The sequence below is a fragment of the Amycolatopsis sp. genome, assembly GCF_036008905.1.
Lineage (GTDB): Bacteria > Actinomycetota > Actinomycetes > Mycobacteriales > Pseudonocardiaceae > Amycolatopsis.
Genome location: NZ_DASYMU010000021.1, coordinates 1 through 24,098, shown reverse-complemented (window position 1 = coordinate 24,098; position 24,098 = coordinate 1). Strand labels below are relative to the sequence as shown.

The following is a 24,098-nucleotide window of genomic DNA, read 5'->3' as shown; positions in this document are numbered from 1 at the left end:
GTCGCTCACGCGACTATTGCTGCGAAGGCGCCGGGGCGGGCGGGATGAACTCGGTGCCCGTCGGCTTGCGCCACGCGGCGATCAGGCCCAGTGGGTCCGGGCGCAGCAGCGACGCGGCGGCGTACAGGCTGGCCGCGACGACCAGTGCGATGAACCACCAGTCGTAGAGACCTTGTTCGCCGGTCGGGTAGTAGACGCAGACCAGGAACACCGAGACCGCCACGACGACGGCCAGGTGCTTGCGCTGCCACTGGAACGCCGACGCCAGGACAAAGCCCCAGGTGAGGTACCAGGGCAGCGTCGGCGGCGCGATGATGGCCAGTGCCAGCAGCGCGGCCGCCATCCGGAAGACGGCCTGGTTGCCACCGATCCGGGCGAGCCACCACTGGCGGATCAGCAGCGCGATCAGGCCGACCCACGCGACGGTCCTGGCGACGGTCACGAACGGTGACGACTGGACGTCGACGATCAGGTGCACCAGCGAGTAGACGATCTCGCCGATCCCGGTCGGGAAGTTCAACCAGTTGGCGATGAGGCTCGGGGCCTGCAGGCCGCCGATCCAGCCCAGGTTGATCCGGCCGAGCGAGAGCCAGGTGCCGATGCCGAACACGACCAGGAAGATCCCGAACGAGGGCAGCATCGCGCGGAAGAAGTTGCGCACCTTGCCCTCTTCGGGCAGGTGGTTCGCCCAGATCCACACCAGGAACGGCAACGCGAGCACCGCGGACGGCTTGATCAGCGCGGCGACGGTCATCAGGACGACGGCAAGCACATGCTTGCGTTCCAGCGCGGCGAGGACGCCGGTGGTGAGGAACCCGAGCATCAGCAGGTCGTTGTGCGGTCCGCCGACGAGGTGGATCACGGTCATCGGGCTGGCGATGGCGAGCCACATGGTGATCGGCAGGTTGCCGCCGAGATGCTTGACCAGCCGGGGCAACGCCCAGAGCATGCCGCCGAGGCCGATGAGCAGCACGACCCTGGTGAGAATGACACCGGCGATCATGTTGTCGCCGGTGATCGACACGATGCCCTTGGAGATGGCCAGGAACAGCGGGCCGTACGGCGCCGGGGTGGTCTGCCACAGCGGGTGCACGTTCTGCACCACGTCGGGCAGGACGTCGAGCTCGACCGGGCCGTGGTTGTACGGGTCGAGCCCGTAGAGCAGCTGCGCGCCCTGGCCGAGGTAGGAGAAGACGTCGCGGGTGAACAGTGGCGGCGAGATGAGCAGCGGCGCCATCCAGCACAGCGCGGCGATCACGATCGGGCGGCTGCCGATGCGGCCGTCGAGCGCGTAGCGGCCGAGGCGGACCCAGGCCCACACCACGAGGCCGAAGCCGGTGTAGAGGACCACGTTGGCCAGCGCCCGTCCGTGTCCGTAACGGATCCAGGACAGCGGGCCGTGACCGAGGACGGGATCGTGGATCAGGATGCCGCCCGCGCCGAGCGCGGCGAGCATCAGCAACATGCTCCCGACGGTGCCCATCGCGATGGTCCGGAACGGAAAGCGTGCAACGTGGATCCGCTCGGCCAGCGGGCTCGCCGGGGCCGTTCGGGAGGTCTGCGCGGTGCCCCTGCCGCTGCTGGAGGCGGGGTCTGTGGTGGTCGCCATGTCGAAGATGGAGATTACACACCGCGCTCGCGTGTACTCGCGGCAGCAGCCTTTTTGTAGCCTCCCGTGGACGTCTTTAACGCACTCGTAACGCTCACCTGTCAACCGCCGTCCGGACGCTGGTGCCGCCGGGCAGTGCCGCGAGCAGCGATTTCGTGTACTCGTGCTGGGGATCGAGCAGTACTTTCTCGACGGTGCCGACCTCGACGAGCTCGCCGCGGTACATCACCGCGACGCGGTCGGCGATGTTCCACGCCAGCCCGAGGTCGTGGGTGATGACCAGCGCGGCGAGGCCCAGTTCGCGGCGCAGTCGCAGCAGCAGCCCGAGGATCTCACCGCGCACCGAGGCGTCCAGCGACGCGACCGGTTCGTCGGCGACGAGCATGCCGGGTTCCAGCGCGAGCGCACCGGCGATGACGACCCGCTGACGCTGTCCGCCGGAGAGTTCGTGCGGCAGCCGGGCGAAGTACTTCTCGGCCGGCCGCAATTCCGCCGACTCCAGTGCCTTCGTGACGATCGAGAGTTCGTTGTCGGTCAGGCCGTGGATGCGCGGGCCCTCGGCGACGGCTTCGTAGACCGTGTGCCGTGGGTTGAGCGCGCTCGTCGGGTCCTGCAGCACCAGCTGTACCTGCCGCCGGTACGCCTTGAGCCCGGCGCCGGACATCGGTACCGGCGCGCCTTGGTAATTGACCGTGCCCGAGGTCGGCTTCTGCAACCCGAGCAGTGTGCGGGCCAGTGTCGTCTTCCCGGACCCGGATTGGCCGACCAGCGCGACGATCTCGTCGTGGCGGACCTGGAGGCTCACCCCGGCCACCGCGTGGATCCTGGCGCCCGTGCGGTCCCGGAAGGTCACGCGCAGGTCGTCGGCGGACAGCAGCGGCGGACGGTCCGGTCCGGTGTCGCGTTCCGGCTCCGGTGGCAGCGGGGTGGCGGTGGCGGGCGCGAACCTCGACACCGGGTCGCCGACGGTCGGGAACGCCGCGGCCAACGCCTTGCTGTGCGCGTGCTGCGGCGCGCTCATGAGCTCGGCGCTGGGACGTTCCTCGACGATCTCACCGTCGTACATGACCGCGATCCGGGCGCAGGTCGCGGCGAGCACCGACAGGTCGTGGCTGATCATGATCAGCCCGAGACCGTGCGAAGCGACCAACGCACGCAGGAGATCGAGCACCTGTGCCTGCACGATGACGTCGAGCGCGGTGGTCGGCTCGTCGGCGATGATCAGCTGGGGTTCGCACGCCAGCGCCATCGCGATCATCACGCGCTGCTTCTGCCCGCCCGACAGCTCGTGCGGGTACGCCCCGGCGCGGGCCGTCGGCAGGTCGACCTGCCCGAGCAGCTCGGCGACCCTGGCCTTCACCTGCGCGTCCGACGGCGTTTCCCCGGCAGGAGCGTGGATCCGGATGGGTTCGGCGATCTGCTCGCCGATCTTGCGGACAGGGTTGAGCGCGTGCATCGCGCCCTGGAACACCACCGACGCCTCGGCCCAGCGCACCGCGCGCAGCCGTCCCCACTTCATCGTGGTGACGTCCTCGCCGCCCAGGAGGATCTCGCCGGTCACCTTCGCCGAGCGCGGCAGGAGCCGCAGCACGCTCATCGCGACGGTCGACTTGCCCGACCCCGACTCCCCCGCGACACCGAGCGTGTCGCCCGCGCCGAGACGCAGGTTGACGTCGCGCACCGCGGCGACCTCGCCGCTGCCGGTGGAGTAGGTGACATCGAGGTTCTTCAGTTCCAGCAACGGTCGGATCATGAACGCTCTCCCCTGAGCCGTGGGTTGAGCACGGTCTCCAGCGCGCGGCCCACCAGCGTGAACGACAGCACGATCGCGACGATCGCGACGCCGGGTGGCAGCAGGAACCACCACGCTCCCCTGGTCACCGCGCCGGTGGTCAGCGCCGTCGACAGCATCGATCCCCAGGACACGACCGTCGGGTCGCCGACACCGAGGAACGACAGCGTGGACTCCGCGATGATCGAGTTGCCGACGACGAGCGTGGTGTTCGCCAGCACGAGCGGCATGACGCCGGGCAGCACGTGCTTGCCGACGATGTGCAGATGACCGCCGCCGAGCGCTTTCGAGCGCTCGATGTACGGCCGGCTTTCGATGGTCAGCGTCTGCGCCCGCACCAGGCGCGCGGTGGTGGGCCACGACGTCACGCCGACCGCCAGGATGATCGTCGCGATCCCCGGCGGCAGCACCGCGGACAACGCGATCGCCAGCACCAAAGACGGCAGCACGAGGAAGAAGTCGGTGAACCGCAACAGGATCGCGGACAGCCAGCCGCCGAAGTGCGCGGCCGCGATGCCGATGATGGTACCGATCAGCACCGACAGGATCGTCGCGGCGAACCCGACGAGCAGCGACACGCGCGTGCCCCAGAACGTCATCAGCGCCACCGAGCGGCCGGCTTCGTCGGTGCCCAGCCAGAACTCGCCGTTGGGCGGTTTGAGCAGGCCGCCGGTCACCTTCGTGACGTCGAGCCCGGACTCGTCGGTGATCACCGGTGCGAGCAGCGCCAGGATCACGATGAGCGTGAGGAACCCGAGCCCGATCAGGCCGCCCTTGTTGCTCGCGAACTCGTGCCACATCTTCGCCACCGCCCCGCGGCGTCGTTGCCAGACGATCGCCCGCGGGCTCGCCGGTGTGGTCATGCGGCACGCACCCTCGGGTCGAGCACGCGGTACAGCAGTTCCGCGAGCAGGTTCATCACGACCACGGCTCCGGCCAGCACCACGAAAACCCCTTGCAGCAGAGGAAGATCCGGGCCGTGCAGCGCGTCGAAGGTCAGCTGGCCGAGTCCTGGCCAGCTGAACACGGCCTCGACCGAGACCGAGCCGGACACGACCATGCCGAACTGGAGGAACACGAGCGTCACCGTGGGCAGCAACGCGTTGGGCACCGCGTGGCGGCGCCTGACGAGGTCTTCCTTCAGGCCTTTGGCGCGGGCGGTGGTCAGGTATTCGGCGTTCATCTCACCGAGCAGCGACGACCGCATCACCAGCATGTACTGCGCGTAGAACACCACGAGCAGGGTGAAACACGGCAGCACCAGGTGATGGGCGACGTCGAGGGACTGCGACAGGAAGTCCGGCGCCGCGTCCGGGGAGTGCATGCCCCGGCTGGGGAACAACCCGTTGCTGGCCACCAGGAGCAGCAGTCCCAGCCAGAACTGCGGGACCGACCACAGCGTCAGCGCGATGCCGGTGTGCGCGCGGTCGAAGAAGCTCCCCCGGCGCCACGCGGCCCGCACGCCGAGCCACAGCCCGAGCGCGATGGCCAGGAGCGTGGCGGTGCCGACGAGCAGCACCGTCGGCCAGGTCCGTTCCGCGATCAGGTCGGCGACCGGGCGCTGCAGGATGTACGAGGTGCCCATGTCACCGCGGAACAGCCCGCCGATGTAGTCGCCGAACTGCGTCAGGATCGGCTTGTCGACGCCCATCTTGGCGCGCAGCTCGTCCAGCAGGGCCGGAGTGGTGGGCCGGTTCCTGGTCATGGTGAGCACCGGGTCGCCCGGGATCATGCGGAAGAGCAGGAACCCGAGTACCACCACCAGGATCAGGCTGCCGGCCGCTTCGGCCAGTTTGGTCGCCACGAACCTGGCTGTTCCGGTACCACCGCGCCGCTCGTCGGGGTCGACGAGCGGCGCGGCTGTGTCGATCGAACTCAATGCCTCGGTCAACCGGTCCTACTCCCGGTCGTCCGAGGACTTGCCGCGCCTGGAGAGCAGGACGCCACCGCCGACGAGGATGAGCAGCGCGACCGCACCGATCCCGATCCAGAGGCCGGTGTTGTCGTTGCCGTCGTCGTTCGGCGACGACGAGCCCTGCACACTGTTGTTGTCAGGCGGGGTGGCGCCGTAGATACCCCAGTAGCCGGTTTGCTCGAGGATCACGCCGTCGGGCTGCGGCTGCTTGCGGAAGCTGTCGAAGTTGTCCGACCGGTAGGCCTCGAGGGCGTTGTCGTAGTCGAGGACGACGCTCGGGACCTGGTCGTACAACCGGGACTGGGCCTGCTTGACGAGGTCGGCGCGCTTGACCGGGTCGAACTCGGTGGCCTGCTGCTTGTAGAGCGCGTCGAACTGTGGGTCGCAGAAGAACGCGGCGCTGCTGCCGCCGGAGCCACCTGCGTTGGGGCGGCTGTCGCAGACCTGCAGGGACAGGGCGTAGTCCGGGTCGGGGTTGGTGCCCCAGCCGGAGAACGCGAGGTCGTACTGCCCGGCGGAGGTCCGCTCGTCGACCTCGTTGTCGGAGACCAGTTCGGGCTTGACCGTGATGCCGACGTCCTTGAGCCAGCCGGTGACGTACTCGGTGGCACGCTGGTCGTAGTTGCGGTTGGAGTGCCCGACGAGCCGGAACTCCAGCTTGCCGCCGGGACCGGTCCGCACGCCGTCGGCGCCCTTGGGGTAGCCGGCCTGGTCGAGCAGTGCGTTCGCCGCGGCGGTGTCGAACTTCAGCTTCTGCGTCGCGGTGGGGTCGTAGTGGAACGCGCTGTAGACCGGCGGGATCACGCTGCCGCCGGGCTGGGCGTAGCCGCCCATGACACGGTCGACGATCGCCTGGGTGTCGACGGACTTCGCGATGGCCTGGCGGACACGCAGGTCCTTCAACGCGGGGTGGCCGTCACCGATCGGCTCGTTCTTGTTGGTCGTGGCGCCGAAGTTGAGCAGCATCTCGGTGTAGCGGCGGCCGGGCGCCTTGTTGGTGCCGATGTTCGGCTGGCCCTGCAGTGCGTCGAACTGCGTCGGGGTGAGCCGGTTGATGATGTCGACCTCGTTCTGCTTGAGGCCGTTCACCGCGGCCTCGGCGTCCTTGAACACGAGGAACTGCAGCTCGTCGAACTTCGGGGCGCCGCGCCAGTAGTCCTTGTTGGCCTTGAACTTCACGAACTCGTTCGGCTTGTACTCCGACAGCACGAACGGCCCGTCGTTGACACCGACGACGGCGAGCGTGTCGGTCTTCGGGTCGTTGAGGTCGGTGATGTCCTTCCAGATGTGCTCGGGCACGATCGGCACGTCGAGGGAGAGCATGTTGGCCTGCGGGACCTTGTTCTTGATGACCAGGGTCCGGTCGTCCGGCGCGGTGACGGTGTCGAAGTTCGCGACGTAGCTGCCGTTGGCGGTGCGCGCGTTCTCGTCGGTCAGCATCTTGTTGAAGGTGAACGCCGGGTCCTTCGCCGTCACCGGCTGCCCGTCGGACCACTTCATGCCCTGGCGGATGGTGAAGGTCCAGGTCAGCTTGTCCGGCGAGGTCTCCCACTTCTCCGCGACACCGCCGGTCGGCTGGGTGTTCTCGGCCGAGGGCAGGGTCAGGAACTCGAACATGAGCCGGCCCAGTTGCGCGCTCGCCGCCAGTTGCGCGGTGAACGGGTTCAGATGGTCGATCCCGGTGACCATCGCCACCCGCAATGTCTTGCCCTGCTGCTGCGCCTGCGCCGGGGCCGCGAACGGACCCGCCACCAGCATCCCCGCGGCAAGAATCGCGACCGCGCTTCGTCCGCGCCGCCGGTTGGAAAAACGCACCATGACCACCTCTGTCGTTGTGTCTGGTCCACCCCAAGGCCGAAAAGTAACGCACACCACCGCTAGTTGCGCAATGGCTGCCCAACACGGTCAGTGCACGTCCGGCGGCTCCGGGTGGCGCTCCGTGACCCGCGCGGAGGCACCCTATTACCTTCGGTCACCTCATACCGGCGGTTCGGGCTATCTGGTGGCGCGAACCGGAGATCCTCGCCTGTCGGGCGAGGATCTCCGGTTCGTCGATGTTGCTCAATCGATACGTGTCAGCGGCGGCTCAGCTCCCCGAACCCTCCTGGCCGTAGAACCGCGGCGTGCCGTTGCTGCTGAGGAACGTGATCAGCCTGGACTGGCCGTTGGAGTTGGCGAAGGCCATGACCGTGGGGTCGGTCGCGGCGGGATCGGTCGCCTCCACCGACTTCGTCCACCGGCCCCAGCTGTTGCTGCCCGTGGCGGTCTCCCACAGGTGGTGGATCTCCCCGTCGGTGCCGCGGACCACCACCACGACCTTGCCCGCCGCGGAATCGAGGATCGCCGAGGGCGCACCGGCCGCGTGCGGCGCGACCGGAGCGTCGGGCTGGGCGGGGTCGGAGTAGGAGCCGATCGGCAGCCAGTCCGCGGACCAGGCGCCGGCCGCGTCCTGCACCTTCGTCACGATGGTGCCGTCGGCGGCGTGGAGGAAGGCCTGCAGGAGGAAACCGGGCCGGACGACGACCGCGGGTGCGCCGGAGAAGCCCGTGCCGCCCAGGTCGGTCCACGGGGACAGCGATCCGTCGTTGTAGTACAGGATCGTCTTGACCGTGCCGGCGCCGTTCAGCGCGAAGACCCGTAGTCCGTCGCGCACCGGGGTCACGCTCAAGGTGGCGGTCAGGTCCTGGTCACCCAGGTTCCGCCAGAACGGCACCGAGCCAGTCTGCGCGAACACCCAGAGCTTGCCGTCGGCGTCGACGGCGAACTGGGTCACGGTGCCGGTGGACAGTTTCGCCGCGACCGGTGGTGAGGCCATCGATCCGCCGAGGTCCTCCCACGCCTTCCAGGTCTTCGCCCCGGCCGCGGTCTGGCTGATGGCCCAGATGTCGCCGTCGCTGTACTGCGCGGTGATCTGGATCCGGCCGTCGGCCAGCTGCGTGATGGTCGGCTGCCCGGTGAACGCCTCGTTGCCGGAGAGCACGGTCCACACCACGGAACCGAAGTTGTCCACGTTGGTCTGGGTGCCGTGGACGACCCGGCCCGAGTTGTCCACGTAGGCGTACTCGATCGCGCCCGCTCCGGCGCCGACCACCGGCGCCAGCTGCAGCGCGCTCATCCGGGTGTCGGGTCGCACGGGGGCCGCGGGCAGCGGGTCGGCGAACCAGCCCTGCAGGTCGGCGATCAGGTGGATGGTGCCCGCGGTGCTGTTGCGGATCCGGATCTTGCCGTCGGTGCCGGGCTTGAGCACCATGGTGTTCGTCCGCCACACCCCGGCGGTGACGAAGTCCTGGATCGACAGCGTGCTTTCGGTCTCACCGAGCGGCCACGCCTTGATGTACCCGGTCTTCTCCGGGGTCCCGGTCAGGGACAGGACCGCTCCGGCGATGCCACGGGTCGGCAGGCCGAAGGTGCCGCCGACCTGGACGTCGAGGGTGCCGTTGGCGGGGATCGGCAGCCCGGAACCGACGTTGCGGGTGTTGACCAGCCTGCCGGACACCTGGCGCAGTCCAGCGCCGGCGAGCGGGCTCTTGGAGAAGTAGCCCTCCACGTTCACCACGAGGTTGACCGCCGAGGCGCCCTTGTTGGTGAAGGTGACCTTGCCGTCGGCGGGCAGGGCCAGTGACGCGGCGGTCTGCGTCGAGCCCTTCTCGTAGTTCATGATCGGCCGGGCGGTGCCGCCGGCCGGTGAGGCCGTCAGCCAGCCCTGTTCGGGTGCGCTGGGGACGAGCAGGTTCACGAACGCCGCCGAAGAGCCGGCGGGGACCAGCGCGCCGGTGATCGTCACCGTGCGGGTGGCGCCGGCGGCGATGGTCGCCTTCGTCGTGCCGAGTGCGCTGCGGGTGTCGATCAGCCGGGTCGGGGTGACCGGGAAGAACCCGCCGCCCGTGCTGCCCTGTGTCGACTTGAAGTATCCCTGTACCTCGGCGGTGAGGTCGGTCTTGCCGGCGCTGTTGTACACCGAGATCTTGCCACTGGCACCGACCTTCACCACCGCGGCGACGGAGATGTTCTCGGTGGCGCCCGCCGAAAGATGGGTCGGCGTGGGCCGGGTGGTGCCCTCGGGGAACATGGTCAGGAAGGTCGACGCCGTCGGCGCGAGGGTCGCCAGCCGGATCAGCACCGAGCCGACGCCGGTCGCCGGGATACCACCGACACCGAGGACGGGGAACGAGCTCGTGCTCGCCGGGCCGCGCTCACCGGTGACCCCACCGGTGCCGACCCGGGTGTCGAGCACGACCGGGGCGGCCGGCAGCGGGATGAAGTCACCGGCACCGCCCGCGGCGTCGGCGTGGGCGACGGGCGCCAGCGGCGAGGACACCGCGCCGGCGACCGTGATCAGGAAGGTGGCGGCGAGCGCCGTCCATCTCCCTGGTCTCCGGCGACCGGTGCCGGAAACCGTCAAATCCTTTGTGGACACTTCATTCTCCCTGTGTTCGTTGAGACCGTGAAATCGGTGCGGGACCGCGGTTATGGTGCGTCGCTAACGGCTTCCGCGCGCCTTCCACCAGCGGGCGATCTTCTGGCCCGCCTGGGTGGCTTTGATGCCCACCACGCTGACCGCCAAAGCGATCGCGCTCCAGGCGTCGGTGGGACTGCCCGCGGGGTGCCCGAGCCCTTTGGCGATATTGGGGGCCGTGCCGACGGTGGCTTTGGCCTGTGTCTCCCGTTGCTCCTGCTGCTGTTTGACGACCGACTCGCTCTGGGTGCTGTCTTCGTTGGCGCTGTGCCGGCAGGTGCACTTCGCCGGGTCGGTCCCCGGCACGGCAGTGGACCCGTGCACCGGGCAATTGCTGTTGACTTCGGTGTTGTGCACCAGCAGATCCACGCCGCCGGCGACGACGTAGAAGGTGTGCAGGGCGTCGACGGTGAGGTTGTAGACCCGTTCCTGCTCGGTCCACGCCCGCGTCGCGGTCACCACGGCGCCCTGGCCGTCGGCGGTCTGGATCCGTTGCCCGGCCCGGAGTTCTCCGGCGTTGGCCCAGCGCCGCTCGTCGGCCAGCCAGAAGGGGTGCTCGCTGGTCGCGGTGATCTCGCCGGTGGCGACGGTGACCGCCACCAGGTTCTTGACGCCGTCGCCGACGATCACCGCGGTCACCGCTTGTGCGCCGGTGCGGCCGGTGGTGGGATCGGTGGCCAGTACCTGATCGCCGGTCTTGACCTCGCTGATCGGCTTGGCCGTGCCGTCGCCCATCCGGACCTCGGTGTCGGCGGTGAAACTGTTCTTCGCCACGGCTGTGACCGCGCAGGACACGTCGTCGAGGACCTTCGAGCTCTGGCGGACGGCGTCCACGACGTCATCGCCGTACTTCGCGGCCACCCGCCCGGCTCTGGCGGCGCGCACCGCCGCGACCCCGCCGGGGCCGGTCAGCATGCTGGCGACGGTGACGGCGGTCCACGCACACGCTTCGAGGTCGAGCTCGGTGACGCAGTCGAGGGCGTCGTTGATCCCGGTCACCTCGCCGATGACGTCGGCCGCGCCCTTGGCCCCTTCCCACCACATGCCGGGGTCGCCCAGTTCGCTGAAGTCCGCGTCCTGCCAGGTTTTCTTCTTGAAGAGGTCGCCGAAGGAGAAGTCGCCGCCCGATCCGCCACCCAATCCACCAGCCGAGGTGGATTCGCTGGGCGCACCGGAGGCCTTCGACGTGTTCTGCACGACGGGGCCGACCGCCTCCACCGCCTTTTGGTAGATCTTGTCGGTCGCCTTCTTCTGGTCCGCGACGACGTTCCCGTTCGAACCGGTCGACTGCGCGGGCAGCGACGGGCTCGAGGACGCGACGTCGGACGAGGACACCACCGGCTTCTTCGCGGCCGAGGAGACCCCTCGGGGTACGTTTCGCGCGTTGGCGGCGTTGCCCGCCCTGGCGGCGTCGCTGGTGGCCTTGGCCTTCAGGTACTTCTGCCGTGCGGCCTCGCGCGCGGCGGCGGCCGGGTCGTAGCAGGCGCCACAGCCCCCGCCACTGCCCCGCCCGCTCGAGGCGGGACCGGGTGCGTAGGAGGGATAGCTGGTGCGGGGTTTCTGCGAGTTCGACTTCTTGCCCGCCGCCCGCTGCTGGGCGCGGACCTGGTCCATGATCGCGTAGTAGGTGAACTGGGACTGGTACTGCAGGCAGACGAAGTTCATGAAGCTCGGGTCGCAGGTCACGAGGTTGCCGCTCGGAGTCGGGTAATGCCCGTCCGGGTCGACGGAGCCCATCGGGTCGCCGGCGCCGTAGGTGTAGCGGTTGGCCAGTACCGAATCGCCGCCGGAGTAGTCGACGTCGTCCTTGGCGTTGAACGCGCCCGTGCCCGGGTCGTACCAGCGGGCGCCCATGTCGACCTGGCCGGTGGCCGGGTCGGTCCAATCGCCCTGATAGCCGAGCGAGCCGGTGCTGCCGGACTTGGCGGTCACCTTGCCGAACGGGTCGTAGGCGGTGGAATCGGGCAGCTGGGCCAATCCGGTGTCGGCCGGGTCGAACCCGCCGACGACGTCACCGTGACCGTCCGAAAGGGACAGTCGCTCGGTGCCGCCCTTGGCGGTGGCGAGCAGTTCGCCGCTCGCGCCCCGGCCGTAGGTCCCGGCGCCGTCGGCGACGACACCGTCGTCGAGCCCGGCGTAGGTGAACGCGGTGCCGTTGCGAGCGGCCACCCGGTCGAGGCCGTCGTAGGTGTAGTTCTGCCCGGCAGCGGTGACGAGCCGTTCGAAGGCGTCGAACGAGAACTGCTCGGTGAGCCCGGAACTCGTCCTGGTCTTGAGGTTTCCCCGGGGGCTGTAGGCGTAGGTGTAGTCGCCGTCGGAGAGCAGCCTGTTCCGCTCGTCGTAGGCCGACGCTTTCGCGCCGGCCTTGACCCGGTTGCCCGAGTCGTCCCAGGCGTACTCGGTGAACACGCCGCCCGCGGTCAGCCCGGTGAGCCTGCCCGCCTGGTCGTAGTCGTAGCTCTGCGCGCCCGCTCCGGCCGTGCCGGTCGTGGTCTCTCCTGCCATCTTGTCGTTCAGGTCGAAGGCATAGACCGAGGAGCTCACCGGCTTGGCCGCCGAGTTGACCAGCGTGTCGGAGGTTCGCCTGCCGAGGTCGTCGTACCCGAAGGTGCGGGTGCGGCCCGCGCCGTAGCCGACCGTCTTGAGGGCCCCGGCGCCGTCGTAGGAGATCTGCTGGGCCGCGCCGGTGATCCCGTCGGTCATCGAGGTCAGCCTGCCGCTGGTGTAGCCGAAGCCCGCGGTGCCCGCCGAATCCGTGCGGGTGGTGGGGTTTCCGTCGCTGTTGTAGGCGAACCCGGCGGTGCCGCCGGGGCCGGTCGTGGTGAGCAGGTTGCCGCGGTCGTCGTAGGTGTAGGCGTTCGTGCCCGTGGCGCCGTTGACCGCGGTGGTCCGGCCGAGGAGGTCGTAGCCGAGGGTGCGGGCGGCGGTGGCCGCTTCCGCACCGGTGCCGGTCTCGCCGGTCAGCCGGTCCGCGGCGTCGAAGGTCCGTGTCCGCACGACACCGCCGGGAGCGGTGAGGCTGACCGCGTTGCCGTTGCGGTCGTAGGCCGCGGTCCAGGTGCGGTCGGCGGCGTTCGGCTGGGCGGCGGTGGCCGGTTCGATCGTCGACTCGGGCAGGCCGAGGCTGTTGTAGGTGGTGATCGAGGAGTTGTTGCGCCCGTCGGTGAGGCGGGTGCGGTTGCCCGCTTCGTCGTAGCCGAACGTCGTGGTGATGGTCTTGGTGCCCGACACGGGTTCGACCTGCTTGACCATCCGGCTCGCGGCGTCGTAGGCGAACGTCGTGGTGGCCTGCAGCGGGTCGGTGGCGGTGAGGAGGTTCCCGGCGAGGTCGTAGCCGAACTTCGACGTACGCAGCGTTGTGCCGTCGGGTTTGAGGTCCGACTCGGCGACCTGCCTGCCGAACAGGTCGTAGGCGACCTGGTTCGTGCGGCCGAGCCCGTCGGTGGCGCGGACCTGACGCCCGGCGTAGTCGTAGCCGAGCTGGGTCGGCACGCCCGCGGGGTCGGTGGACTTCGTCAGCTCGCCGACGGCGTCGTAGACGTTGACCGTGTTCGCGCCGCTGGGGGCGGCCGCGCTGGTGACATTGCCCATGTCGTCGTAGGCGAACTTGGTGGTGAACACGCCCGCCGTGGGGCGGCGTTCGACCTGGGTGCTGCTGACCTGGCGGTCGAGGTCGTCGTAGGTGGCCTCGGTGCGCCCGCCCGCCGGGTCGGTGACCGAAAGCGACCCGCCCGCCCTGGCGTAGGTGTACTTCCACACCGCCCGCTCGAGGTCGGTCGAGGCGGGTTCGTCGAGGCTCACCATCCGGCTGAGCTGATCGTAGGTGACGCGGGTGACGCCGCTCCGCGGGCTGGTGATCTCGACGGCGTTGCCGTTGCCGTCGTACTTCGCCGTGATGGTGGCGGTGACCGCGGCGGGCTGGCCGGGGGCCTGGTAGGCAGGCGCGGTCGCGCTGACCAGTCGTCCGGTCAGGTCGAACGCCGAAGTGCTGACCTTGCCGAGTTCGTCCTTCACCTCGGTCGGCTCGTCGTAGGTGTTGTAGCCGAAGATTTGGACGGGGGTGACCGTTCTCGCCGGCTGCCCGGTGCTCTCGGCGCTCACCGGCGCCCCGGTCGTGCTGACCTGACGGCCGGCCTCGTCGTAGCCGTACTTGGTGGTGAAGGCCGCGGGGTCCGCACCTGCCGCGTTGCCGCGGGGGTCGGTGGTGGAGATCAGCAGCCCGCGCTGGTCATAGCCGTACTTGGTGCTCTGCTTGGCGGTGCCGTCGGTGACGGTCTCCAGGGTCCGGTTGCCGGCGTCGTCGTAGGTGTAGTCCACGACGGCGGGGGTGGTGGAGACGATCCACGGCACGTTCGACGGTTTCCCGGCGGTGGTGGCACGCAGGACGTTCCCGCCCTGGTCGAAGCTGTAGGTCGTGGAGCGGGCGAGCCCGCCGGGATCGGCGGTGACCGACGCGACCCGGCCTGCTTTGTCGGTGGTGTACTGCGTAACGGCCTTCCCGTTACCGGTGATCTGCCGGCTGAGGTTGCCCGCGCCGTCGTAGGTGTTGTCCTCGACGACGAAGTCGCGTTTGGTGCCGTCGGGATTGCGGAAGTTCTTCAGGGTTTTCCGGCGTACCTGGCCGTCGCCGTAGTAGCTGTACTCCAGCCGGCGTCCCATGGCGTCGGTGTCGCTGGTCATCCGGCCGGCGAAGTCATAGGAGTACGAGTGCAGCACCAGGTAGTCGCCGGTGCCGGTGGCCGGTGCGCCCGCCGGGTCGCTGCGCCAGTCCCGCAGCCGCACCTCGGCGAGGCTGTTGCGGGCGGTGTAGGCGAAGTCGTAGCGGTTGCCGTTGGCGTCGGTTTCGGACGTCCGGTTGCCGAACGCGTCGTAGCCGTAGGAGGTTTCGTTGCCCCCGGCGTCGGTGAGCCGGACGAGCTGGTTGTGCTCGTCGTAGCGGTAGGAGGTCACGCGGACCGGGTCGTTGGCGAGCGCGTCGGCCACTCCGAGCGCGGTGAGATTGCCGTCCGGGTCGTAGGTGCTGGTGGTGCGCAGCTGGTGCTTCGCGCCGGTGACGGCGTTGGCAGTGGCGGGATCGGTTTGGGTGAGCAGCCGGGACATCCCGTCGTAGGTGTAGGTGGTCACCAGCCCCGCCGGGTAGGCGGTGGTGATGTCCTTCGAGGACGTTTTCCGCCCGATGGCGTCGTAGGTGATCTCGGTGACGAGACCGGACGGCTCGGTGATCTTCGCCAGGTCGCCGTTGGCGTAGTAGGTGAACCGGGTGACCTTGTCGCGCTCGTCGGTCGTGGTCGCCGGCAGCGCGGCCGGGGGCGAGCCGCCGCCGATCGCCGCTTCACTGCCGTTGGTGAACGTGTTCTGGATGACGCCGCCGTCCGGCGCGGTCTGTGAGGCGGGCTGACCGCTCGCGTGATAGGCGTAGCTCGTGCGGTAGGTGTTGTCGGTCGCGCTCGCGGACCGGCCGTCCCTGGTCTCGATCGGTAGGGAGTTCCGCGGGTCGTAGAGGTTGGTGGCGGTCGCCGGGTAGGTGGTGTAGCTGGTCTGGCAGTCGTTCGGGCCGCGGCAGGTCTTGCTGGAGGTGACGTTGCCCCGGGCGTCGTAGGTCATCGACACCGAATCACCGTTCTCGTCGGTGACCGAGGTCAGGCTGCCGAGATCGTCGTAGAAGAAGGTGCGGATGCTCATGCCCTCGGAGCCGTAGCGGACGAACACCGGGCCGCCGGAGCTGTTCGGGATGGTGGTGCAGAACGCCGGGTCGTTGAGATCGGGCTTGGTGCAGCTCTCCACCGGCGGCGCCGGGGGCACGGCCGGCTCCCCCGGTTTGTCGTCGGGCCGGGTCTCCATGCCCAGCGGGACACCCAGGCGCAGCACCCAGCCGCCGAGCGCGTCGTACTCGTAGAGGCTGGGCCGGTTCGCCGGATCGAGCACCTCGACGCTGCGACGCAGGTCGGTGCTGTCGCCGTAGACCGCGGGCGGGCCGATCTTCCAGGTACCGCCGTTGGCGTCGGTGTACTCCTTGACCCGGTCTGCGGCGACGTCGTAGACCGCCGAGGAGGCGACCTTCCCGCTGGGCAGCGTGACCTTGCTCAGCGAGTCGGACTGGGCCAGCCCCGAGCGGAGGTGCGCGGTGACCGACGCCTGCCCGAGCGGGTGGGAGTAGATCGCGACCTCGTCGATCGTGCCCGCATACGAGCGCTGGGCCGTGGAACCCCAGCCGGGCCAGGACGCCGGGGTACTCGCGTAGGCGGCGCCGACCTGGTTGAACGTCAGCAGTGAGTGGTCGATCGTCTTGCCGGTCAGCTCTCCGGCCTTGGCGCCGTCGAGGTACAGCGTCTGCGAGGTGCCCATCGACGAGAGCACGACGTGGTGCCACTTGCCGTCGTTGACCGCGGCCGCCGAGGTGATCGGGGTGACCGCGCCGGTGGCGAACTGGCCGCGCACCTTGCCGTCGGTGCCGACATAGAGGACCGGGACCCCGGTGGCCGACGCGGTGCCGAGCGCCTTGTCCTGGTAACCGATCAGCGGGCCGCCGGAGCCGGTGAGCGAGGATTTGAACCACAGCTCGACGGCCGCGTCGCGGCTCTTCTTGACCGTTCCCTTGGGGAGTTCGACCGCCGACGTCGTGCCGTTGAACGTCGCCGCGGTGCCGGTGCTGCCCACGATCGGGCCAGGGGTACCGAGTGTCACGGACTTGTAGAGGCCCGCGTCCTTGCCGAGGTTGATCGCGACCTCGCTGCCCGCGCCGGTGCCGTCGGGCTCACCGAGCTGCCAGTAGGAGTCGGGCCGCGAGTCGAGCACGGTGGTGCGGTAGTGCGAGCCGGGCGTGTGCTCGTAGTTCGTGCAGGCGACGGTGGGCCCGCACACCGTGGTGAGCAGATCGCCGGAGTAGGTGTAGTTCCAGGTCAGCGGGGCGCCGTTGACCGCGTCGGTGCTGACCGATTTCACGTGCGCGCCGGACCAGACGAAGCTCAGCGCCCGCCCGGCGGTGTTGGTCTGGCTGTTGGAGACCTGCGCCTTGGCGAGCTTCCCGTCGGCGGTGTTGTAGGTGAGCACCACCGAGCGCGAGGCGCTGTCGGTGATCTTGTTCAGCCTGCCGCTCAGGGAGAACTGGTACGTGGTGCCGGTCTGGTCGAGCAGTTTCCACGCGGTGCCGTCGACGGTGAGCGACGCGGTGCGTCCCCAGGGCGCGGCGTAGGTGCCGTCGGCGTTCTTGCCGAAGCGCACTGCCTGGCCGTCCGGGTAGGTCAGCACGACGTTGCCCGAACCGTCGTCGTCCTGAACGAGCTTCATGTCGTATTGGGTGGTCCACCCGGCGCCGAACAGCCCGTCGCGGCGCGGGTCGAGGCTGTTGTAGGTGCGGACCAGGCTGAGACCAGGCCCCGCGGTGGTCACCGAGGCGTCGATCGCGGCAGTGGTGTAGTTGCCGGCCTGCGGGTCGAACTCCCGGTTCGCGGTGCTGTACGGCGAACCCGCGACGTGCGAGGTGATCTCGGGCTGCGGGACGGTCGTCAGCAGCGTCGAGTAGGGCGAGATGATCTCGGTGGTGGCGTCCTGGACGAACGCGCGCCACAGGTAGGCCTTGCTCCAGCTGAGGGTGCCCGCCGGGAAGGTCCACGCGGTTTTGGCCTGGTAGCCCGAGTTCACGCACTTGACCGGCTTGTCCGCCGGGTCGCGTTCGCAGATCTCGAACTTGAACTGCAGCGACGATTTCGGCGGCGCGTCGATGTCGAGCGCCCTCGCCCACAGCATCGGGGTCAGGGTCGACGCCTGATAACCGTTGGGGGGAAACAGTTCCTGGACCACCGGCGGGATGTCGAACACCTGCAGGACGAGCCTGGCCGGGGGGACCTGGTGGTCGGTGAACACCGGGCCGCCCGACTTGACCATGGTGAAGTCGAAGAAGTACTTGCCCGGCGGGAGCGCCTTGATGGTCGCGTCGAGGGTGACCCGGGCGTTCCTGGCGACCGTCGTGGTGAGGTTCACCGAGCGCTGCTGGACCACCGCCGCGCCGGTCTTGGCGTCGAACGCGCGGTAGGCCAGGTAGTAGTCGCCGGGCGCCCAGGCCGCGGCACTCTTGTTGGTGACGGTGATCTTGACCTTGCCGTCCTGGTTCTGCAGGACCGGCGGGTTGGGCACGGGGTTCGGCATCGCGTAGGTCGCGTTGTACGGACTGTGCGTGACGAACAGCTTCGGCGGGTTCGCGGTGCCCGGACCGGTGAACCGCTTGCCGGACAGGGAATCCGACGAGCCCCGCAGGGACAGGCCGTTGTTGGCCTGCTCGCCGTTGACCCACCGCTGGACCAGGTCCCGGCCACCGCCGCCGAGGTTGAACAGCTCACCGGCGGTCGGGCAGGCCGACGACGACTGGCCGAAGGCGATGTAGCCGTGCGCGAACGACTTGCTCGCCAGTGCCCCGCCGACGGCGGGCCCAGGGTAGGAGTAGCCGGTCCCGGCCGTCCAGGCGCCGGTCACCGGGTGCACGCTGACCTCCCGTGGGGTGCAGGAGTCGGCGTCGTAGTTCACCGCCCAGAGCTGCGCGCCGAAGATGGTGTGGTTCTGCAGTTTCGAGACCAGGCCGCCGAACTTGAGGTAGGAGGCGGAGTTCGCGCCGTCGATCGTGCCGACGCGCAGCTGGGAACTCCCCGAAGCCGAGCTGTCGCCTTGGACGTACATGGCGCTGTCGGCGGCTTCGCCGGTCACTGGGAGCTGGACGGTCGGGTCGACCAGGATCGGGTAGGCGCGTGCCGGGTCCCGCAGCCAGGCGGTGTCGAGGGTGACTTCGAGCGCCGGCTGCGCGCCGGTGGTGATCAGCCGGTAGGTGACGCCGGTGGAGCGCGCCTGGTGGGCGTCGACCATGTCGCCGGCCGGGATGACCGCCCGCTGCGCGCCGGAGGCGTCGCTGAACACGACCTGGCCGTTGGCGATGGTGGCCGTGAGTCCCTTGAGCTTCAAGGGGAACAGGTACCTGGTCGCGGCTTCGGGCGCGGTGAGGACCAGGGTTTCCTTGGCGCCACCCGGGCGCGATTCGAGCCGGAGGTCGACGTGGGGCTGCACACCGGGGTAGGTGGCGGTGCTGCCGTCGATCCTGGCCGCGGCGGGTGCGGCACCGGCGAGAGAGTACGAAACGGCGTGGTCGGCGTCGACGGCGAGGGTGGCCAGCTCCGGCGCGTCGGCGGTCGGGGCGAGGCGGACGTCGACGGCGTCGGCGGTGTTGTGCCAGCCGGTGCCGTTTTCGATCGCGACGAGCGCGGTCTCGATCGGCGACCAGGTCCCGGACTCGGTGCGGTAGTTGATCGGGTCGGTGGAGAACTCGGTGGTTTCCGTGCCGTCGGTGTTGGCGTAGGTGCGGTCGTGGGCGCCGCGGCTCTCGGGGAGTTCCTTGCTGGTCGCCTGGTCGAAGCCGCGGACTTCGGCGGGCGGCGGGGTTTCGACCGAGGCGGTGTTGAGGTTCTGGTCCCAGACCTGCTGCGGATAGCGGCCACGCAGTGAGGTGGGGAGGGTTCGGTTGTTCGGCCGGCCGTCGAGGTGGTCGAGGTCTCCGGCCGCGGAACCCCATTGCTGGACCGGGGTTTGCGGTGCCTGGGGGTTGCCGGTGCCGCTGCCGGGGATGCCGAGCACGGCGTCCCCGGCGGTGCCCGCCAGGAGACTGATGGTCAGACCTACCGCGATGAGCTTGACCGGCCAGTGAGCCAGCAGCCCCAGGAAACCCAGTCTTCGTTTCGTCTGTGCACGCGACATTCGGCCCAAGCCCCCGCTTCCGAAAAGTGCGATCGCACATCCCGGTCATGGGCGTGCGGGGGAAACGTAAGCGGGGGCGCTTTCAGGCGGCTTCTCTTCGACTTTGTAACGACTCGGGGTCGGCTGGCAGCGTGGTCGTCAGAGGGCGGGGCGGTGGGTGGTGGTGTTTTCGGTGACGGAATTCAGGGGCGTGAGGGTGACGTGGCCTTGGGCGAGGAGGGCGGCGTCGGTGCCGGGGGCCGGCTCGCCGTCCGCGATCACCGCGGTGGTCTGGATGACGCCGTCCTCCGGCCGTTCGACGCGGCTGCGGATGGTGCCGAACTCGGCCAGCGCTGCCCACGTGAACTTCAAGGGCGTGTCTGGCGGGACATCGGGCACGTTGACGTTGAGGACGGTGTCCTTGTCCATGGCCATCAGAACCGGGAGTAGCTCCCGGACCACGTTCGCGGCGGTTTGCCAATGCCGGCCCGGCTCTTCGGTCAGGCCGACGTCCAGCGAAACCGCCATCGACCGAACACCGTTGACGGCGGCGGTGAGCGCGGCACCAACGGTTCCCGAGTGGACGACGGCGCGGCCGACGTTGGCACCCCGGTTGATACCGGACAACACGATGTCGGGCTTGACGCCGAGTCCGCCTTCACAGGCGGCCAGGACGATGAAGCCGGGATGCGCGGCGACGGCGTAGGTCTCGATGCCTTCCAGGCCAAGCAATTCCCGCTTCTCGACCTCGACCCGCCGGGTGTCCCCCTCGGCCGCCGTCAGACCCGCGCTGGTGCCGCTGGCTTCCTTCGCGGGGGCGGCGATCACCACGCTCATGCCGCTGTCGATCGCGCACCGGGCGAGTGCCGCCAGGCCCGGCGAGTCGATTCCGTCATCGTTGGTGATCAGTACCCGGGGCCCGGCATCCGTGGTCAATTCGCGGTTTCCCTTTCGTTTCCAGAGGACGTACGGTCCGCCGGGGTGCCGAACCTCGCGGGGACCCCCGGCGAGTAGAGCACGCTGACCGGCGGCTCGGACGGTTGTGACAGTCCGGCGGCGGTGATCAGCCGGTCGTCGAGCGCCAGCAGTTCAGCCCGGTGCAATGGCCAGCTCGGATGTTCGTTGGGGAGATACAGCGTGCGGGAGCGCCACTCGAGGTGCATGCCCCAGCGCGCGGTCAGGAACCGCTCGACCGGGGTCGGCTCGGTGATCGGCTCCCCCGCCTTGACGACCACGCGGCTCTCGACGCTGCGAGGTCCCGGCCATCGGCGGCGGCAGGTGTAGGTGAGCACGTCTCCATCGCGGCGCACGCTCATCTTCGCCCACTTGTAGGGCAGTCGCGGCAAAGTCCGGCCGACGAGGACAGGCAGCAGCCGCGCGGCGTCGAGGGACCGGAACACCACACCGCGGCGGCCCTGGTCGTCCACGGAGTAGAGCCGGACGTTGGTCTCACAGAACTTCCCGAGGTACGGCAGCGCGGGTCCGGGCCCGATCCCGCCGCGGTCCATCAGGAACGGCACCAGCCCGATGTAGGTGACGCCGTCGAGGGTGTCCGGGCGCGTACCCGTGGGCAGCAGCCCAGCCACCAGTTCCGGGTCGACCGCCCAGTGCAGGAACGTGACGTCACGCCACCATTGGACGAACGTCGAGAGCCCCACCGGCCGGGGTGTCAGCGCCGTGATCGCCTCGGCCGTCACCCGGCGCCGAGACAGACGAACGGGCGCCGGAACGGGTCGATCGCGATCGCGTCGGCCAGTGCGGTCGCCGGGCTCGCCCCTCCCGCCAGGCCGCGGTGGTAGTCGTCCATCGCGGCCGCCGAGGCCTGGTCGCCGACGCGGCTGAGCGGCGCGATGACCGTGCGGGAGCCGGCGGCGAGCAGCGCGCTCGCGAAACCCAGCGCTTCGTCGCCGGGCCGGATGCGGTTGAGCGCCAGCTCGCAGGCCGCGAACACGACCTGCCGTGGCGGTTGTTTGAGCCCGGCCATCTCGTGGGCGTACAGCGCGCCGTCGGTCATCTCGAGCCGGGAGAACAACGCGTTCTCCGGCTCGTGCGCGCCGTGCGCCGCGATGTGGGCGAGTTTCGCGCCGTCGAGCGCCTGCAGCACGGACTTGACCGTCGCGCGCTTCCCGTCGAGCACCTTCGCGGTCCGGTAGTGGGTGGCGAGTTTGTCGAGTTCCCCTTGTGCGGCAAGGAGTCCTGGCCCGCGGACGAGGACGACCTTGCGGGCGCGCGGTGTCTCGGTGTGCTCCGCCGCGACCCACGCCGTCGCGGAGGGCGCGACGACCGTCGGGCGGGTGTGCAGGCTCGGCAGCACGCCCCACGGCACGGCGTAGAGCGCTCCCGTCGGCACGATCACCAGTTCGCGGTCCCCGAGCGACTCCGCCAGCGGCGCGATCAGCTGCTCGTCGAGCCGGTCGGCCTGTTTGCGGGCGGAACTCAGGACCGCGGTGACGAGCATCGGCGGCAGGTTGTCCGGCGCGAGCGCGTCGAGGTCGGCATTGAGCGTGCGGGCACTCTGCGCGGCCTGCGCGGTGGACCCGAGGCGCACCAACCGCGACTTGCCCCCGGCGACGATCACCGCCACCAGTTCGTCCCCGGACGACGCGAAACTCACCAGCGCGCGCTCACCCAACTGCTCGGCGACGTCGGCCAGGTCGACGACGGGCCTCGGCTTGCCCCAGCGACCACTGTGCCAGCCGAGCCGGTGCGCCTCGCGCAGCCGCTCGGCGTGCCGGGCCTCAAGCGCGGCCGTCGGATGGCCGTCGTGCTGGGCCTGGTGGATGGCCTGGCTGAGCCCGCGCACCTCGGCGACCCGGTCGGCGAGTTCGGGATCCTCGGAGTCCGCGAGCGGCTCGTAGCGGTAGGTCTGGGCGCGGGTGCGTTCGAGCCAGTCGAAGAGCCGTTTGGCGTTGGCACCGGCGAGGACGAGCTTCACCGCGAGGTCGGCGAGTTCCTGGCCGTGCAGAGCGGTGCCGGAGACCAGTTCGAGCCCGCCCATGCGGTCGCGGACCCGGTCGAGCTCGGTCAGCCCGGCACGGATCTCGGTGAGTGCCTTGCGCTGGTTTCCTTCCGCGGCGGCGAGTTCGGCGCGGCAGAGCCGGCGCAGCATGCGGTAGTCGATCGAGGTGACCTGCCCGGGGCGGGGCACCTGTGCCAGCAGTTCCGCTGCCCGCTTGAGTTTTCCGCGGGCGATTTCGAGTCTTGTCGCCAGCATTCGCGCCAATCCCGCCTGCTCGGTCAGCCGTGGTGGCATCGCTTTCGCCGCTCGCAGCACGCGCGCGGACAGCGTCGGCGGGATGTCGTGGGAACTCAGGGCATCCCGTACGTCGGCTCGTAAGGCGACGACAGTCGCTTCCGCGACACAGGTCAGGCAGCCCCATCGCAGCGTCCGGCGGCGTGCCGACGCCGCGGACCGTCGTGCCAGATCCAGATCGTCCTGCATCAACGCGGCCACGGCCCGAAACAGCTCCACACTTCCCAGATCTCTGGTGAGGCTGTGTTTCTCGCGCATCGTAGGCAGTACATCGTCGAGATACCTACCGGCTTCATCGGCCAAACCGGCGGTCAACAGCGCCTGCGCCTGCTCCCATCGGAGCAGGGGAGGAATTTCCGCCGGGATCGCGCGGTAAGCCCGCTCACTCTTCTCCAGAAGACTCAACGCGACCGGGACATCACCGATCCGTAGTTCCAGAGCGCCGAGACGCCGCCGGATATCCGCGGCCAGTAACGAAAGTTCGCCCTTCTCCGCGGTCGCGATGGCCCTGGTCAAATCCTCGCGTGCCCTCTTGACATCACCTAGCCGGGTGTACGCCATTCCTCGTGTCGACAGGGTATTCAGGTACCCGCCCAGCAACGCGGCCGGTTCGGCGGTGTTGGCCAGCCGCCATTCCTGGTGTTCGATCGAGGCGTCGAAGTACCGGATGCTGTCCTCGTTGCGGCCTGACGCCATGAGCAGCAGCCCGTAGTTGTGATCGATCGCCCCGCTCAGCTCCGCCAGGATTCCGGGGTCGGACACTCCCCGCGTAAGCAAGCGGACGTCGTCCAGCCCGGCAAGGCCCGAAGCGACGCCGCCCCGTGTCTCGGACGACCAGAACGCCAAGGTGCTCGACAGCCGAATGCGGACCACGAGCCACTCGTCGTGGTAGTCCGCGTCGACCGGATGAATCGACTCCAGCAGGCTCATACCGCGTCGCAGTAGCCGGATTCCCTCACGCTGACGCTCGGAGCATGCCGCGTCGACGCCGGCTCGGTGGAGTTCACGAGCCTTTCTGATGGTGTCGAGTGGTCCAAGCTTCGTTACGGGCACCTCACTATGACAACACAGGCTGTAGGCAAAACAAGCCCGCCTGCCCATAGGAGCTGGGCAGGCGGGCTGTCAAATCACGTTCGGCGCCTCAGGGCTCGATCTTCTGAGGGCAGCCACCAGCACAGTTGGTGGTGACGTCGTGATCGTGGTCGTGGTCCTCTTTCGGAACCTCCGGCAGCGGCGGAAGGACAGGCGCTTCCTCGGTGACCGGGTTGGTGGTTTCCGCAGGCGTAGACATGAGCGATCTCCTCCCCTAACGATCTTCATTGGTCCAGACAGGCGACGCGGGTGCTGCCGATACACGCA

At 69.3% G+C, this 24,098-nt stretch carries 11 protein-coding genes; all 11 read right to left on the bottom strand.

What is annotated here, in order from left to right:
* Window positions 1-13: 13 nt before the first annotated feature.
* Complete coding sequence (gene mptB, locus VGP60_RS03915) at window positions 14-1,609, bottom strand: polyprenol phosphomannose-dependent alpha 1,6 mannosyltransferase MptB (RefSeq protein WP_327546448.1); 1,596 nt, start codon at window positions 1,607-1,609, stop codon at window positions 14-16.
* Between the two features lie 94 nt (window positions 1,610-1,703).
* Window positions 1,704-3,362, bottom strand: a complete 1,659-nt coding sequence (nikE, locus tag VGP60_RS03910) for an ABC transporter ATP-binding protein (protein WP_327546447.1) — start codon at window positions 3,360-3,362, stop codon at window positions 1,704-1,706.
* Window positions 3,359-4,264, bottom strand: coding sequence for an ABC transporter permease (locus VGP60_RS03905; protein ID WP_327546446.1), 906 nt, complete (start codon window positions 4,262-4,264; stop codon window positions 3,359-3,361). Before VGP60_RS03905 ends, nikE begins: the two co-directional genes overlap by 4 nt.
* Window positions 4,261-5,292, bottom strand: a complete 1,032-nt coding sequence (locus tag VGP60_RS03900; protein ID WP_327546445.1) for an ABC transporter permease — start codon at window positions 5,290-5,292, stop codon at window positions 4,261-4,263. The genes VGP60_RS03905 and VGP60_RS03900 overlap by 4 nt, the downstream gene beginning before the upstream one ends.
* Before the next feature lie 6 nt (window positions 5,293-5,298).
* Window positions 5,299-7,134 (bottom strand): ABC transporter substrate-binding protein, encoded by a 1,836-nt coding sequence (locus VGP60_RS03895; protein WP_327546444.1) that lies wholly within the window; start codon window positions 7,132-7,134, stop codon window positions 5,299-5,301.
* Window positions 7,135-7,402: 268 nt separating this feature from the next.
* Window positions 7,403-9,733: a hypothetical protein gene (locus VGP60_RS03890; RefSeq protein ID WP_327546443.1), complete on the bottom strand. Its 2,331-nt coding sequence runs from the start codon at window positions 9,731-9,733 to the stop codon at window positions 7,403-7,405.
* 63 nt (window positions 9,734-9,796) lie between these two features.
* Window positions 9,797-19,507 (bottom strand): polymorphic toxin-type HINT domain-containing protein, encoded by a 9,711-nt coding sequence (locus VGP60_RS03885; protein ID WP_327546442.1) that lies wholly within the window; start codon window positions 19,505-19,507, stop codon window positions 9,797-9,799.
* 138 nt (window positions 19,508-19,645) lie between these two features.
* Window positions 19,646-20,422: a 5'/3'-nucleotidase SurE gene (surE, locus tag VGP60_RS03880; protein ID WP_327546441.1), complete on the bottom strand. Its 777-nt coding sequence runs from the start codon at window positions 20,420-20,422 to the stop codon at window positions 19,646-19,648.
* Window positions 20,419-21,183, bottom strand: coding sequence for a DUF2071 domain-containing protein (locus VGP60_RS03875; protein WP_327546440.1), 765 nt, complete (start codon window positions 21,181-21,183; stop codon window positions 20,419-20,421). Before VGP60_RS03875 ends, surE begins: the two co-directional genes overlap by 4 nt.
* Complete coding sequence (locus VGP60_RS03870; RefSeq protein WP_327546439.1) at window positions 21,180-23,669, bottom strand: CHAT domain-containing tetratricopeptide repeat protein; 2,490 nt, start codon at window positions 23,667-23,669, stop codon at window positions 21,180-21,182. Before VGP60_RS03870 ends, VGP60_RS03875 begins: the two co-directional genes overlap by 4 nt.
* A gap of 211 nt (window positions 23,670-23,880) precedes the next feature.
* Complete coding sequence (locus VGP60_RS03865; RefSeq protein ID WP_327546438.1) at window positions 23,881-24,030, bottom strand: hypothetical protein; 150 nt, start codon at window positions 24,028-24,030, stop codon at window positions 23,881-23,883.
* Between the last annotated feature and the right edge of the window lie 68 nt (window positions 24,031-24,098).

Excerpts from the sequence above, each read along its gene's own strand:
- mptB (WP_327546448.1), bottom strand. The coding sequence starts at position 1,609 with ATGGCGACCACCACAGACCCCGCCTCCAGCAGCGGCAGGGGCACCGCG.
- nikE (WP_327546447.1), bottom strand. The coding sequence starts at position 3,362 with ATGATCCGACCGTTGCTGGAACTGAAGAACCTCGATGTCACCTACTCC.
- VGP60_RS03905 (WP_327546446.1), bottom strand. The coding sequence starts at position 4,264 with ATGACCACACCGGCGAGCCCGCGGGCGATCGTCTGGCAACGACGCCGC.
- VGP60_RS03895 (WP_327546444.1), bottom strand. The coding sequence starts at position 7,134 with ATGGTGCGTTTTTCCAACCGGCGGCGCGGACGAAGCGCGGTCGCGATT.
- VGP60_RS03885 (WP_327546442.1), bottom strand. The coding sequence starts at position 19,507 with ATGTCGCGTGCACAGACGAAACGAAGACTGGGTTTCCTGGGGCTGCTG.
- VGP60_RS03870 (WP_327546439.1), bottom strand. The coding sequence starts at position 23,669 with ATGAGCCTGCTGGAGTCGATTCATCCGGTCGACGCGGACTACCACGAC.
- VGP60_RS03865 (WP_327546438.1), bottom strand. The coding sequence starts at position 24,030 with ATGTCTACGCCTGCGGAAACCACCAACCCGGTCACCGAGGAAGCGCCT.